13 protein-coding genes are annotated in these 13,732 nt (G+C 71.2%); 7 read left to right on the forward strand and 6 right to left on the reverse strand.

Features of this window, described 5'->3' with window-relative positions:
• Positions 1-181: 181 nt before the first annotated feature.
• Positions 182-619, reverse strand: coding sequence for a DUF3052 domain-containing protein (locus tag ACIA8O_RS07730; protein ID WP_396292658.1), 438 nt, complete (start codon positions 617-619; stop codon positions 182-184).
• 529 nt (positions 620-1,148) lie between these two features.
• Between ACIA8O_RS07730 and aceE the strand changes: the two genes are divergently transcribed.
• Positions 1,149-3,899: a pyruvate dehydrogenase (acetyl-transferring), homodimeric type gene (aceE, locus tag ACIA8O_RS07735; protein WP_396292659.1), complete on the forward strand. Its 2,751-nt coding sequence runs from the start codon at positions 1,149-1,151 to the stop codon at positions 3,897-3,899.
• Positions 3,900-4,046: 147 nt separating this feature from the next.
• Positions 4,047-5,519, forward strand: a complete 1,473-nt coding sequence (locus tag ACIA8O_RS07740; RefSeq protein WP_396292660.1) for a PQQ-binding-like beta-propeller repeat protein — start codon at positions 4,047-4,049, stop codon at positions 5,517-5,519.
• A gap of 115 nt (positions 5,520-5,634) precedes the next feature.
• Here ACIA8O_RS07740 and ACIA8O_RS07745 read toward each other — a convergent pair whose 3' ends face one another.
• Positions 5,635-7,251 (reverse strand): MFS transporter, encoded by a 1,617-nt coding sequence (locus ACIA8O_RS07745; RefSeq protein WP_396292661.1) that lies wholly within the window; start codon positions 7,249-7,251, stop codon positions 5,635-5,637.
• A 267-nt stretch (positions 7,252-7,518) separates the two neighbouring features.
• Between ACIA8O_RS07745 and ACIA8O_RS07750 the strand changes: the two genes are divergently transcribed.
• On the forward strand, positions 7,519-8,187 hold the full coding sequence (locus ACIA8O_RS07750; RefSeq protein ID WP_396292662.1) for a TetR/AcrR family transcriptional regulator: 669 nt from the start codon (positions 7,519-7,521) through the stop codon (positions 8,185-8,187).
• A gap of 89 nt (positions 8,188-8,276) precedes the next feature.
• Here the strand turns inward: ACIA8O_RS07750 and ACIA8O_RS07755 are convergent, their stop codons facing one another.
• Complete coding sequence (locus ACIA8O_RS07755; RefSeq protein ID WP_396292663.1) at positions 8,277-9,425, reverse strand: FAD-dependent oxidoreductase; 1,149 nt, start codon at positions 9,423-9,425, stop codon at positions 8,277-8,279.
• 100 nt (positions 9,426-9,525) lie between these two features.
• On the opposite strand from ACIA8O_RS07755, the gene ACIA8O_RS07760 reads away from it, so the two are divergent.
• Together ACIA8O_RS07760 and ACIA8O_RS07765 are read left to right on the forward strand one after the other, a co-directional pair.
• Positions 9,526-10,155, forward strand: coding sequence for a TetR/AcrR family transcriptional regulator (locus ACIA8O_RS07760; protein ID WP_396292664.1), 630 nt, complete (start codon positions 9,526-9,528; stop codon positions 10,153-10,155).
• Between the two features lie 99 nt (positions 10,156-10,254).
• Entirely contained in the window at positions 10,255-10,647 is a 393-nt protein-coding gene (locus ACIA8O_RS07765) for a hypothetical protein (RefSeq protein ID WP_396292665.1), read from the forward strand.
• A gap of 71 nt (positions 10,648-10,718) precedes the next feature.
• Here the strand turns inward: ACIA8O_RS07765 and ACIA8O_RS07770 are convergent, their stop codons facing one another.
• The 3 genes from ACIA8O_RS07770 to ACIA8O_RS07780 form a co-directional block, all read right to left on the reverse strand.
• Complete coding sequence (locus tag ACIA8O_RS07770; RefSeq protein ID WP_396292666.1) at positions 10,719-11,111, reverse strand: hypothetical protein; 393 nt, start codon at positions 11,109-11,111, stop codon at positions 10,719-10,721.
• A gap of 40 nt (positions 11,112-11,151) precedes the next feature.
• Complete coding sequence (locus ACIA8O_RS07775) at positions 11,152-11,553, reverse strand: hypothetical protein (protein ID WP_396292667.1); 402 nt, start codon at positions 11,551-11,553, stop codon at positions 11,152-11,154.
• Between the two features lie 236 nt (positions 11,554-11,789).
• Positions 11,790-12,254 (reverse strand): Lrp/AsnC family transcriptional regulator, encoded by a 465-nt coding sequence (locus ACIA8O_RS07780; protein ID WP_396292668.1) that lies wholly within the window; start codon positions 12,252-12,254, stop codon positions 11,790-11,792.
• Positions 12,255-12,348: 94 nt separating this feature from the next.
• Here ACIA8O_RS07780 and ACIA8O_RS07785 point away from each other — a divergent pair, with 94 nt between their 5' ends.
• Both ACIA8O_RS07785 and ACIA8O_RS07790 read left to right on the forward strand, forming a co-directional pair.
• Entirely contained in the window at positions 12,349-13,176 is an 828-nt protein-coding gene (locus tag ACIA8O_RS07785) for an LLM class flavin-dependent oxidoreductase (RefSeq protein WP_396292669.1), read from the forward strand.
• Positions 13,173-13,604 carry a nucleoside deaminase gene (locus ACIA8O_RS07790; RefSeq protein ID WP_396292670.1) on the forward strand — a complete coding sequence of 144 codons (432 nt, stop codon included), beginning with the start codon at positions 13,173-13,175 and terminating at the stop codon, positions 13,602-13,604. The genes ACIA8O_RS07785 and ACIA8O_RS07790 overlap by 4 nt, the downstream gene beginning before the upstream one ends.
• Positions 13,605-13,732 lie beyond the last annotated feature (128 nt).

The following is a 13,732-nucleotide window of genomic DNA, read 5'->3' on the forward strand; positions in this document are numbered from 1 at the left end:
ACCGGCATCCTCGCATCCGATCGGGCCGGTTCCGCCGTACGAGTGAGCCCAGTTCCCCGAACCCACCCCGATTTCGCCCTGGGTGAACACGGAGCTGGACGCCCGCCACAAGCCGGGGCGGAAAACGGACGGGCCCCGCTGGAGCTTCCTCCAGCGGGGCCCGTCACAGGTGCTTCCCGGGTCAGCGCTTGCCCTGCTTGGCGGCCTTCGGGGTGGCCAGGCGGGTGCCCGCCCAGTCCTTGGCGATCGCCACCGAGCTGGTCTGCGAGAGGCCGGCGGTCCGCGCCGCGTCGGCGATCTCGTCCGGCTTCACGTAGCCCTCGCGGCCGGTCTTGGGGGTGAGCAGCCAGATCAGGCCGCCCTCCGCCAGGTACTCCAGGGCGTCGACGAGGGCGTCCGTCAGGTCCCCGTCCTCCTCGCGGTGCCACAGCAGGATGCCGTCGGCGACATCGTCGTAGTCCTCGTCGACGAGCTCCGTACCGGTGATGTCCTCGATGCCCTCGCGGAGATCCTGGTCAGTGTCTTCGTCGTACCCGAGCTCCTGGACGATCTGGCCCTCTTCGAAGCCGAGTCGCTGCGCCGGGTTGGACTTGTCCGCGGGGTCCGCGGTCGCGCTCACGGGAATAACCTCCAGTATTCGGCTCGGCACCCATGCCGAGGCTTGGCCGTAGTCCACACGGGAGTGGCGGTTAGCGCAAGTACCCGCTCGCCCATCCCACCCAAAGGTTGACGCCTACGGGCGGAACACGCCCGGTGGGAGTGTCGGGAATCACACCGATTTGCCCTTTTCTACAGGGGTCGAGGATGCTGCGGGGGCCACAGGCGCGGGAACCGTGAAGATGACCGAGATACGAACGTCATTCGGGGTACGCACCCGTACGGGCGTAAAGTCTCCTGTTGGCCCTCACCCCGGACGTCCGCCATCGGTCGGCCGGGTGCCTGGAAGAGATTTCAGGACAAGGTCGGACCACCTCTTCGTACCACCCGATGGCGCGCACCAGGGGCAAGGAAGCCTCGCTCGCCATCCGGCCGGCCCGCTGACCAGGCGGAACGGTTACCCAACGGTAGATATGACGGATCTCCCGGACGCGGTACACGATGGAGGCGGCGCGACACACCTCAGTTTCGACCGACAGTGAAGGAACAGCGTGGCTTCCGGATCAGATCGCAACCCGATCATCATTGGCGGCCTTCCGAGTCAGGTCCCGGACTTCGACCCCGAGGAGACCTCGGAGTGGCTCGAGTCCCTTGACGCGGCCATCGACGAGCGGGGACGCGAGCGCGCCCGCTACCTCATGCTCCGTCTGATCGAGCGCGCCCGCGAGAAGCGTGTCGCCGTGCCCGAGATGCGCAGCACCGACTACGTCAACACCATCGCCACCAAGGACGAGCCGTTCTTCCCCGGCAACGAGGAGATCGAGCGCAAGGTCCTGAACGCGACCCGTTGGAACGCGGCGGTGATGGTCTCCCGGGCCCAGCGCCCGGGCATCGGGGTCGGTGGCCACATCGCCACCTTCGCCTCCTCCGCGTCGCTCTACGACGTCGGCTTCAACTACTTCTTCCGGGGCAAGGACGCCGACGGCGAGTCGGGCGACCAGATCTTCTTCCAGGGTCACGCCTCCCCCGGCATCTACGCCCGGGCCTTCCTGCTCGACCGACTGACCGAGCAGCAGCTGGACTCCTTCCGCCAGGAGAAGTCCAAGGCCCCGTACGGCCTGTCCAGCTACCCGCACCCGCGGCTGATGCCGGACTTCTGGGAGTTCCCCACCGTCTCGATGGGCCTCGGCCCGCTCGGTGCGATCTACCAGGCCCGGATGAACCGCTACCTGGAGCACCGCGGCATCAAGGACACCTCGTCCTCGCACGTGTACGCCTTCCTGGGCGACGGCGAGATGGACGAGCCCGAGTCGCTCGGCCAGCTCTCGCTGGCCGCCCGTGAGGGCCTGGACAACCTGACCTTCGTGGTCAACTGCAACCTGCAGCGCCTGGACGGCCCGGTCCGCGGCAACGGCAAGATCATCCAGGAGCTGGAGTCGCAGTTCCGCGGCGCCGGCTGGAACGTCATCAAGCTGATCTGGGACCGCAGCTGGGACCCGCTGCTGGCCCAGGACCGCGACGGCGTCCTGGTGAACAAGCTGAACACCACGGTGGACGGCCAGTTCCAGACCTACGCCACCGAGACCGGTGCGTACATCCGCGAGCACTTCTTCGGCGGTGACCTGCGGCTGCGCCAGATGGTCGAGAACATGTCCGACCAGCAGATCCAGCACCTGGGTCGCGGCGGCCACGACCACGCCAAGGTCTACGCGGCGTTCAAGGCGGCCCGCGAGCACGTCGGCCAGCCGACCGTGATCCTGGCCCAGACCGTCAAGGGCTGGACCCTCGGCCCCAACTTCGAGGGCCGCAACGCGACCCACCAGATGAAGAAGCTGACGGTCGAGGACCTCAAGCGCTTCCGCGACCGGCTGCACATCCCGATCACGGACAAGCAGCTGGAGGAGGGCTACCCGCCCTACTACCACCCGGGCAAGGACTCCGAAGAGATCCAGTACATGCACGACCGCCGCAAGGAGCTGGGCGGCTACGTGCCGACCCGCAAGGTGCGGCCGCGTCAGCTGGAGCTCCCGGGCGACGACGCCTACAAGGCGGTCAAGAAGGGTTCGGGCAACCAGACCATCGCCACCACGATGGCCTTCGTCCGCATCCTCAAGGACCTGATGCGGGACAAGGGCATCGGCAACCGCTTCGTGCCGATCGCGCCGGACGAGTACCGCACCTTCGGCATGGACTCGCTCTTCCCGTCCGCCAAGATCTACAACCCGCTCGGCCAGACCTACGAGTCGGTCGACCGCGAGCTGCTGCTGGCGTACAAGGAGTCCCCGACCGGCCAGATGCTGCACGACGGCATCTCCGAGGCCGGCTGCACCGCCTCGCTGATCGCCGCCGGTTCGTCCTACGCGACGCACGGCGAGCCGCTGATCCCGGTCTACGTCTTCTACTCGATGTTCGGGTTCCAGCGCACCGGCGACCAGTTCTGGCAGATGGCCGACCAGCTGTCCCGCGGCTTCGTGATCGGCGCCACCGCGGGCCGCACCACGCTGACCGGTGAGGGCCTCCAGCACGCGGACGGCCACTCGCACCTGCTGGCCTCGACCAACCCCGGCGTGGTGGCCTACGACCCGGCCTACGGGTACGAGATCGCGCACATCATGCAGGACGGCATCAAGCGGATGTACGGCTCCTCGGCCGAGCACCCGCACGGCGAGGACGTGTTCTACTACGTCACCGTCTACAACGAGCCGATCAAGATGCCGGCCGAGCCGGAGAACGTCGACGTCGACGGCATCCTCAAGGGCATCTACAAGCTCAACGAGGGCCAGGCCGGCCAGATCCCGGCGCAGATCCTCGCCTCCGGCGTGGCCGTGCCGTGGGCCCTGGAGGCCCAGCGCATCCTGGCCGAGCAGTGGAACGTCAAGGCGTCCGTGTGGTCGGCGACCTCCTGGAACGAGCTGCGCCGCGACGCGGTGGAGGCCGAGGAGTTCAACCTGCTGCACCCCGAGGAGCCGCAGCGCGTCCCGTACGTGACGCAGAAGCTCCAGGGCGCCGAGGGCCCGTTCGTCGCCGTCTCCGACTGGATGCGCGCGGTGCCGGACCAGATCTCGCGCTGGGTGCCGGGCGACTACCAGTCGCTGGGCGCCGACGGCTTCGGCTTCGCCGACACCCGTGGTGCGGCCCGCCGCTTCTTCCACATCGACGCCGAGTCGATCGTGCTGGGCGTGCTGACCGAGCTGGCCAAGCAGGGCAAGATCGACCGCTCCGCCCTCAAGGACGCGATCGACCGCTACCAGCTGCTCGACGTGGCGGCGGCCGACCCGGGCCACGCGGGCGGCGACGCCTGACCGCTCGGGTGAGCTGAAGCGACCGGAGGGCCGGACACCCCGTCAGGGGGCGTCCGGCCCTTCGGCCTTCCCCGGCCTCGCCCCCGGCGCCGGCGCCCGTCCCCGGTAGAGTGCGCTGAATTTCGCACGCACCCACGGGGGATCGGCTTGCCCAGATTCATATCCGCGCACGACGTCACGCTGTACTGGGCCGGGGCGGCCGGCGCCTGCACCGCGATGGCCACGGTCTACTTCTGGCGGGGCAGCGCCGCCGAGTCCTACTCCGGCGGGGTGGGGTGGGTGCTCGGCCTGGGGTGGCTGATGGTCGTGACGGCCCTCGTCGCCCTGGTCGTGACGCTCGCCCGCGGCCTGCACGGGGACGGGCCGAAGGGCTGGCTGGTGGCGGCGGTCTGTGCCGCGCTGGGCATCGCCCCCGCGTACTTCATCGCCGGGTGGATCATCACCCCGCCCCCGCCGGGCGACCCGGCCAGCCCCGAACTGCGGCCGGCCTGGACACTCTCCAAGGCCTCGACCCCCGCCAAGGCGGTGGCGGTCTGGCAGCAGGGCGAGACCGTGGTCCGGGTCCAGGAGGACGGGCTGTCCGCCTACCGGGCCGCCGACGGCAGCAAGCTGTGGACGCTGGCCACGCCCACCCGCGAGACGGTCTGCGCCGCGGCCGCCGACCCGGCCGGGACGGTGGCGGTGGTCGCGCTGAGCCGCTCGCTGGGCGAGTGCGAGAGCGTCCGGGCGGTGGACCTCGGCACCGGGAAGTGGGCCTGGGGCGAGAAGGCCGTCAAGATCACCGACCCGGTCGACCGCGAGCGCCGCAGCCGCCAACTGGCCGTCACCGGCGGCACCGTGCTGGTCGCCGAGGAGGAGCAGCTACGGGCCCTCCGGGCCGCCGACGGCACTGACCTGTGGAACAGCCCGGCCACCAAGGGCTGCGACAACCAGGCGGTGGCCGCCGCCGCCGGGAAGGTCGCGCTGGCGGAGTACTGCTCGACCGGCTACCCGCAGGGGACGGCCGCGCTGCGGATGCTCGGCGCGGCCGACGGCAAGCAGGCCTGGCGCACCGACCTGGGCACCGAGACGGCGCTCACCTCGGTGGACGTGCTCTCCGTCCAGCCGCCGGTGCTGCGGGTCCAGGAGCGGGACCTCGCCGGGGTCCGGGGCGTGCTCTCGTTCACCGAGCAGGGCGTGGTGCGGACCCTGGTCAAGGAGGCGACGGGCAGTCAGCTGCTGGCCCTGGAGCCCAACAGCCAGTCCATCAGCGCGCCGGTGGTGCGGGCGGTGGTGACGGGCGACCAGCTGGTCGCCGCCGTGAAGACCGGAATCGGCGGCGAGGTGGTGGTGGGCTTCTCGCTGGCGGACGGCTCCCGGCGCTGGACGGTGGACGCGGGCAGCGGGGCGTACGGCCTGGCGGCCGGTCCGGACGGGGTGGTGCTGGCGCTGACCGACTACGGCTACGACAACCAGCTGCTGCGGATCGACCCGTCGACCGGCGCGACCCGCTCGCGGCAGATCCTGCCCACCGGGCACAGCTCCGCGACGGCCTGGCTCGGCCAGAGCGCGACCCGGTACCTGATCGGGTACGGCCTGGAGGACACCGCCGTCCCGGTGCTGCGCGGCCTGCCGCGCTGAGGCCTGCCGCGCTGAGGCCGGACGACCGAGGCCGGACGGCCGGGGGCCGACGGCCGACACGAGGGAGGGGTGCCGCCCGCCGGCGGCACCCCTCCTGCTCCGTACTGACTCCGCGTCAGATGTGGACCGCCGGGCCGGCGTCGTTCGCGCCCTTCTTGGTGAGCAGGCCGAGCAGGGCCGCCGCGAAGGCGACCACCGCGGCGACCGCGAAGGCCAGCGACATGCCGCTGACGAAGGACTCGTGAACGGCGGTGGCCATGCCCTGGACCACCTGGTCCGGGGTGCCGGCCGGGGACGGCGGGACGATGCCGAGCTGGGCGGCCTGGTCGAGGCCGGCCTGCTGCTCGGGGCCGAGCGGCGGGAGGCCGGCCTTCGCCCAGTTGCCCGGCAGCACGTCGGTGACCTTCGCGGCCATCACCGCGCCGAGCACGGCGGTGCCGAGGCTGCCGCCGACCTGCATGGCGGCCTGCTGGAGCCCGCCCGCGACGCCGGAGAGCTCCAGCGGGGCGTTGCCCACGATGACCTCGGTGGCGCCGACCATGACCGGGCTGATGCCCAGGCCCATCAGCACGAACCAGAGCGACATCACGCCGTTGCCCGACTCGGTGGTGAGGGTGGACATCCCGTACATGGCCACGGTGGTGAGCACCATGCCGACCACGATCGGGACGCGCGGGCCGACCTTGCCGATCGCGGCACCGGCCGCCGGGGCACCGATGATCATCATGCCGGTCATCGGCAGCAGGTGGACGCCCGCGTCGACCGGGGCCATCCCGTGCACGTTCTGGAGGTAGAAGGTCACGAAGAAGATGGCGCCGAAGAAGGCGAAGGCCATCAGGACCATCAGCAGCACGCCGGCCGACAGCGGCACCGAGCGGAAGAGCGAGAGCGGGATCAGCGGCTCCTTGGCCCGGGTCTGCCAGAGCGCGAAGAGCACCAGGGCGAGCACCGCGCCGCCGAGGAAGAGCAGGGTGGAGACGTCGCCCCAGCCCCAGCTCGGGGCCTTGATGATGCCCCAGACCAGGGCGAACATGGCCGCCGAGAGCAGCGCGATGCCGGGCAGGTCGAAGGACTTCACCGCGTTCTCGGAGCGGACGTCGCGCAGGATCACCAGGCCGAGCAGGACGGCCGCGATGCCGACCGGCACGTTGATCCAGAACACCGACTGCCAGCTCACGTGCTCGACCAGCAGGCCGCCGACGATCGGGCCGGCCGCGGTGGAGGCGCCGATCACGCCGGCCCAGATGCCGATCGCCATGTTGAGCTTCTCGGCCGGGAACGCGCCGCGCAGCAGGCCGAGTGCGGCCGGCTGGAGCAGCGCGCCGAACAGGCCCTGCAACACCCGGAAGGCGATGACCAGTTGGATGTTGGTGGCGAAGCCGATCGCCGCCGAGGTGACCGCGAAGCCGGCCGCGCCGACCAGGAAGGTGCCCTTGTGGCCGAAGCGGTCACCGATCTTGCCGGCGGTGATCAGGAAGACCGCGAGCGCCAGCAGGTAGCCGCTGGTCACCCACTGGATGTCGGCGGGCGAGGCGCCCAGGTCGGTCTGGATGGCCGGGTTGGCGATGGCCACCACGGTGCCGTCGAGGGCCACCATCATCACGCCGACGGCGACGGTGAGCAGGGTCAGCCAGGGGTGGCCTTGGAAGCGGGCGAGACCGCCACCGCCCGGCACGCTGCTCGGCCGGGACGGACCGGCCGCCTCGGCGCTCTTGGTCAGGGACTGGCTCATGTCTGACGGACCCTCCGGTGCTCGCTTGCTCGCTGCGGGACGGCTGTGTGGTCGCCGTGGCCGGTGACGCCCCGGCCCACCCGTCCCCACGAGTCGTCCGGCCCGACGGGCGCCACCGCCGTGCGAGATTATGTCAGTCCCTGACATTCGGCAAACACTGTCTTGTGCCTATGGCTGACTTCTGCCAAGGTGTGCCATTTGTCAGCGCGCTATCGTTGTCAGCACCGCTCCCGTCGGTCCCCCAGCCACCCCCGGAGGCCCCGCCGCATGGTCGTGCAGCCCACTTCTCCCGCCGCCGCCACGGACGGCTGCCGCGTCCTCGGCCTGCGCGAGCGGAAGAAGCAGCGGACCAGGGACGCCCTGGTCTCCGCCGCCCACCGGCTCTTCCTCGACCACGGCTACGCCCGCACCACCGTCGACGAGATCGCCACCGCCGTGGACGTCTCGCAGCGCACCTTCTTCCGCTACTTCGCCAACAAGGAGGAGGTCGCGCTCGCCGTCCTGGCCGACGCCGAGGACCACTTCATCGCGACCCTCCGGGCCCGCCCCGCCGAGGAGAACCCCCTTCAGGCACTGCGCGGTTCGATCGTCCTGACCTGGCGCGACCTGTCCACCACCGAGGACGACCGGGGCATCACGGCCGCCCTCGAACTCATCCAGCTGATCGAGGAGACCCCCACCCTGCTCGCCGCCCACCTGCGCCGGATCACCGACCAGGAGCGGCTGGTCGCCGAGCTGATCGCCGCCCGCGAGGGCCTCGACCCGGCCGTCGACCTGCGGCCCCGGGTGCTGGCGGCCGTCTTCGGCGGGGTGCTGCGCAGCGCCCACCTGGCCTGGAGCAGCGGCGGGTCCGGGCCGGGCCCGGAGGGCATGATCGCCGTCATCGAGTCCCACTTCGACCAGCTCGGCCCCGCCCTGGCCGGCGACTGGCGCTGAGCCCGCAGTGACGTGACGGGGCGTCAAGCGGCGGCGCGTTCCCGCCGTTGCGCGCCCCGCCCCGAGCGCGCACGCGGGCACGTGCCCCCTCACGACGCCGGCACCGGCTCCCCCAGTTCGTGGGTGTAGAGCCAGGCGGTGGCCCTGGTGTACGCGTACCGCGAGACCAGCGGCATCACCAACTCGTTGACCCGCCGGGCGACCGGGCCCGCCTTCTTCGCCTCCCGGTTGGCCGCCGCGGCCTTGAGCATCCGCCCGACCCGGGCCCGCCGCAGCCGCTCGTACTCGGCCAACGGCCGCCCCTCCGCCAGCACTCGGGCCAGCACCACCGCGTCCTCGATCGCCATCGAGGCGCCCTGCCCCGCGCCGACCGGGTGGGCCGCGTCGCCGACCAGGACGGTGCGGCCGCGCTGCCAGACCGGGACGGGCGCCAGGGTGTGCATCAGGGTCGGCCGGTGCACCTCGGCCGCGGCGCGCAGCAGCGCCAGCGGGACGGGGTCGGCCGCGTAGAGCGCGGCCAGCCGTTCGGGCCACTCTGCCAGGGGCACCCCGGCCAGGTCGGGCTGCCGGGGCTCCGCCACCTGGGCCGACCACCAGACCGTGCCGTCGGGGGCGGGCAGGTGGGCGAAGGCCCCGTTGCGGGCGAAGACCATGTTGAAGGTGCCCGGCTCCCCGGCCACCGGCGCGGCCCTCCCCGAGACGCTGTACAGCCCGGCGTAGACGGGGTCCGGCGCGGCCGGGTCCAGCAGGGTGCGGGTGGCGGACCAGAGCCCGTCCGCCCCGACCAGCAGGTCCGCCTCGGCGGTGGTCCCGTCGGCGAACTCCGCCCGCACCCCGGCGCCGTGGTCGTGACGGCCCGTCAGCCGCTGCCCGGTGAGGATCCGCGCCCCGGCCCGCTCGGCCTCCGCGCGCAGCGCCTCGACCAGCCGGCCGCGCATCAGGGTGACGCTGTGCAGCGCGTCCCCCGCGAGCCGCCCGCGCGGCATGGCGCCGAGCGGCTTCCCGGAGCCGGACCAGAGGCGCTGCTCGGGCACCTCGAAGCCGCACTCCCGCACCCGGTCCAGGCAGCCGAGCAGTTCGAGCCCGCGCAGGCCGTTGACGGCCAGGCTCAGGAAGGAGCCGACCGGGCCGGCCGGATCCGGGTGGGCCTCGTGGACGGTGACCTCGGCGCCGGTGCGGGCGAGGGCCAGGGCGGTGGCGGCTCCGGCCACACCGCCGCCGATGACGCTGACACGCATGGTGAATCTCCATTCAGTGAATCGTGATTCGGTGAAAGCGGCTTCAGTATGCTGAGGGCCGGAACCGAGCGTCAAGTGGTGGCGGGAGAGGAGCGACCCGATGGGCACGCGCAAGGAGCGGGCGGCCGAGACCGAGGCCGCACTGAAGCAGGCCGCCCGCCAACTCTTCGTCGAACGCGGCTACTTGACCACGAAGATCACCGACATCACCAAGGCCGCGGGCCGGGCCACCGGGTCGTTCTACGACCACTTCGGCAGCAAGGAGGAGCTGCTCCGGGCCCTGCTCCGCGACATGGGCGAGCAGGCCGACCGGGCCATCGACGCCGACGGCCACGGGCACCCCGCCGACCACGACCTCGCCGACCGCGAGCAGCTCCGCGAGCACCTGGCCGTCTCCTGGCAGGTCTTCCGCGACCACCTGCCGGTGGTGGTCGCCATGGTGCAGTCGACCATGGCCGAACCCCCCGGCTCGGGCCGGGCCTGGCAGAGCCTGGCCGCCGAGACCGAGGTCTTCCGCGAGCACCTCGCCCGGATGCGCGACCAGGGCCACCAGCTGCCCGGCGAACCGGAGTTGGTCGCCCCGGCGATGGGCGCGATGCTCTCGATGTTCGGCTACGCCGTCCTGACGGCGGGCGAGCACGGGCCGGCCGCGAGCGACGAACAGATCGTGGACACCCTCACCGCCCTCCTCCACCGGGGCCTGGCGGGCGGCGGCGCGGTCAAGCTATGAAGTCCTAGGTTCCCCGCGGAATTCCCCGGTGACATTCTTTGCGCGGGGGCGGCCGACCGCCCGCTTTCTCACCGATATCCGGAGCGGAACATGGCGCGCTTGGCAGGAATCTCCGACGGCAGGTCGACCGGCAGGAGGTTCGCCGCCGTGGCGGCCGCCGGCATGCTGACCCTGGCAACGGGAATGCTGGCGGCAAGCCCGGCACAGGCGGCGGGCAGCTACCAGGGGTGCCCGTCCGGTGCGGCCTGCATCTACCCGCAGGACAAGGGATGGAACGGGGGCCACCCGGACCTCGTCTTCTGGGACGGGGTCTACAACCTCAGTTACCAGGAGGGGAACCACATCGTCTTCAACAACCAGACCGACGGGTGGAAGGTCGAACTCCGCGAAGGGTGGAACGGCACCGGCACCGTGCGGGTCTACGTCCAGCCGGGCGAGCACGACGTCGAGAACCTGTCGCCCATCAACTCGGTCGTCCTCAGGCCCGCGTAACCCGCGCAGAAAAACGGGGATCCGGTTCTGCCTCTCGGCAGAACCGGATCCCCGTCGTTCCCGACACGTCGTCAGTGGCAGGGAACGATGTAGTACACCGGCCGGAAGTTGATGCTGTCCAAGGCCGGATAGCCCGTCGTTATCCCGATGGTGTCCCCGTCGTGGGCCTTGAACAGCGCGTCGGTGCTGTAGTTGGCCGGCGTCTGGTTGTTCCGGTAGGAACCGACACCGTTCCACTCGTGCAGGGCGTAGCTCGTGCAGTTGGGGAGCCCGAACACCCGGCCGGAGTAGGACGGTCCGGTGTAGATGCAGAAGTCGCCCACGCCACAGTAGTTGTGGACCGTACCGCCGGTGACCCAGGCGCCCGCGTTGTCATTGCTGCCGGCCATCGCGGGCTGCGTCATGAGACCGACGGCGGCGAGCGCACCGGCCAGGGTCACTGCTGCTGCTCGGCGAAGCTTCAAGGTTTCATCTCCTTGTGAAGTGGTGCGAGACGGGAGGTCTTCAGCCGCAGGGACGCACGTAGTACACGGGCTTGAAGTTGATCGCCGCCTCGGCCTCCATCTGGTACCACCCGTACCCGATGACGTTCCCTGCGGCGTCCTTGAACTGCGCGTCGATGCTGTAGTCGGCCGGCGTCTGGTTGTTCCGGTAGGAACCGAGACCGTTCCACTCGTGCAGGGCGTAGTCCGTGCAGTTGGGGAGGCCGAACACGCGGCCGGAGTAGAGCATGCCGGTGTAGATGCAGAAGTCGCCCACGCCACAGTAGTTGTGGACCGTACCGCCGGTGACCCAGGCGCCCGCGTTATCATTGCTGCCGGCCATCGCGGGCTGCGTCATGAGACCGACGGCGGCGAATGCACCGGCCAACGTCACTGCGACTGCTCTGCGAAGCTTCAAGGTCATCCTCTGTGAATCGATACGGCGGATTTCGCCCAGTGCGGGCTGACATCCCGATAGGGCTTCGAGTGAATGCCGGAGGCCACTTCGCTCTCGGCCACTGGATGAAGCAAAGCGGAAAATGTGACCGCTGGCAGATTTCTACCAGCGGGGTTGGCGCCCGACTACCTACGACCTCATAGGCGGACCGCAGCGTGCGGACTTCGTGTTCCGACGTTCGGATACGCCGTCCTGACGGTGGGTCAGTCGGTGGGGCGGGGCGCCGCCGGGCCGCGGAGCGGGAGCGGGCGACTGAGCACCAGGTTGGTGGTGGTGCTGCCGAGGCGGGCCAGTTCGTCCACGATCTCCTCCAGGTGGGCCATGGAGGTGGCCGCGACCTTGAGGACGTAGCAGTCGTCACCCGTGGTACGCAGGCACTCCAGGATCTCCGGACGCTCCGCCAGCAGGCGCCGCAGCGGCTCGTGCCGGCTCCCCGGCCCCGGGTACTTGAGCCGCACCACGGCCGGCACCGGGTACCCCGCGCGCGCCAGGTCCACCTCGGCCCGGTAGCCCGTGACCACCCCGGACGCCTCGAGCCGCCGCACCCGCTCGGTGGTCGCCGAGGCACTCAGGTTCACCCGGCGGGCCAGCTCGGTGAAGGCGATCCGGCCGTCACCCTGGAGCTCGGCGAGGATCGCCCAGTCGGTCGGGTCGAGTCTCTCGGTCATCCGGGCAATCTACCGGGGAATCCACGGCCGACCGGCGATCATGCCGGGAGGAAGGCCTTCTGACGGACCGTCCGGACTGCGTAGGTTTGACGGCGTGAAGATCGGTGTGAACGTCCCCAACTTCGGCCCGGGCACCGACCCGGGCATGCTCCGCGCCTGGGCCAGGACCGTGGAGGACCTCGGCTTCGACCTGCTGATGCTCTCCGACCACGTGGCCGTCACCCCCGATGTCGCCGAGCGCTACCCCGACCCCTTCTACGAACCCTTCACCACCTTGTCCTGGCTGGCCGGCCTCACCGGTCGGGTACGGCTGGGCACGACGGTGCTGGTCGCCCCGTACCGCCACCCGCTGCTCACCGCCCGGATGGCGGCCAACCTGGACGAGCTGAGCGGTGGGCGGCTGGTGCTGGGCGTGGGAGTGGGGTGGGCACGGCAGGAGTTCGAGGCGCTGGGCGTCCCGTTCGAACGGCGGGGGCGGCTGACGGACGAGGTGCTGCGGGAACTGCGGTCCGGCACGGGGGACTTCCCGCTGTGGGTCGGGGGCAACAGCGAGGCGGGGATGCGGCGGGCGGTGCGGTACGGCGACGCCTGGCACCCGATGCGCTGCACCCTGCCCTGGCTGCGCGAGGCGGCGGGCCGGCTGACCTCGGTGGCCACCGGACAGGGCCTGGCGCGGCCCGGTCTCGCACCCCGGATCAAGCTCCGGCTCACCACGGCGCGGAACGACGACCCCGAACGGCTCGCCGGAGTCGGCACCCTCGACCAGGTCCTGGACGACCTCGACCAACTCCGTTCGCTGGGCTGCGAATCCGTCCTCCTCGACACGTACGGGGGCGACCCGGACGAGACCCTCGACCCCGAACCCGCCTGGCACGACCTGGCCACCGTGGCCGCCTCGCTCTCCCGGACGGAGCCCTCGTGATGACCCCTGACGACCTTCCGCTGCTGCGCCGCGCCATCACCCTCGCGGAGGAGGCGTCCGCGGACGGGAACCCACCCTTCGGCTCACTGCTGGCGACGCGGGAAGGCGTGATCCTGGTGGAGGAGCGGAACAGCACGCTGACCGACCGGGACATCACCGCCCACCCCGAACTGAAGCTGGCCCGTTGGGCCGCACGGGAGTTGACGCCGGAGGCCGCGGCGGGGACGACGATGTACACCAGCTGCGAACCATGCGGCATGTGCGCTGCCGCCATCCAGGTGGCCGGCCTGCGGCGCGTCGTCTTCGCCCTCTCGGGCGAGCAGCTCCTCACCATCCGCCCGGGCAGCGGCCGGCAGCCCGTCCCGCAGGACGGCCCAGCCCTGTGGGAGGAGGTCCGGGCGGCGGTCGCGCCCTACTACCACCGCTGACCGGGCATCAGTCGCCGCGCTCCCGGAAGACCCGCGGCGGCAGCGGCTCGGCGGGTTCGCGGCGGACGCCGTTGACGTGGTCGTAGCGTCGGCCTTGCGGGCCGCGCCCGCCGCCACCTCGGCGAGGG

It is taken from the genome of Kitasatospora sp. NPDC051853, assembly GCF_044452665.1.
In the GTDB taxonomy this organism is placed as follows: domain Bacteria; phylum Actinomycetota; class Actinomycetes; order Streptomycetales; family Streptomycetaceae; genus Kitasatospora.

Coding starts and splice junctions, on each gene's coding strand:
- ACIA8O_RS07750 (WP_396292662.1), top strand. CDS start 7,519: ATGGTCGTGCAGCCCACTTCTCCCGCCGCCGCCACGGACGGCTGCCGC.
- ACIA8O_RS07760 (WP_396292664.1), top strand. CDS start 9,526: ATGGGCACGCGCAAGGAGCGGGCGGCCGAGACCGAGGCCGCACTGAAG.
- ACIA8O_RS07755 (WP_396292663.1), bottom strand. CDS start 9,425: ATGCGTGTCAGCGTCATCGGCGGCGGTGTGGCCGGAGCCGCCACCGCC.
- ACIA8O_RS07745 (WP_396292661.1), bottom strand. CDS start 7,251: ATGAGCCAGTCCCTGACCAAGAGCGCCGAGGCGGCCGGTCCGTCCCGG.
- ACIA8O_RS07775 (WP_396292667.1), bottom strand. CDS start 11,553: ATGACCTTGAAGCTTCGCAGAGCAGTCGCAGTGACGTTGGCCGGTGCA.
- ACIA8O_RS07780 (WP_396292668.1), bottom strand. CDS start 12,254: ATGACCGAGAGACTCGACCCGACCGACTGGGCGATCCTCGCCGAGCTC.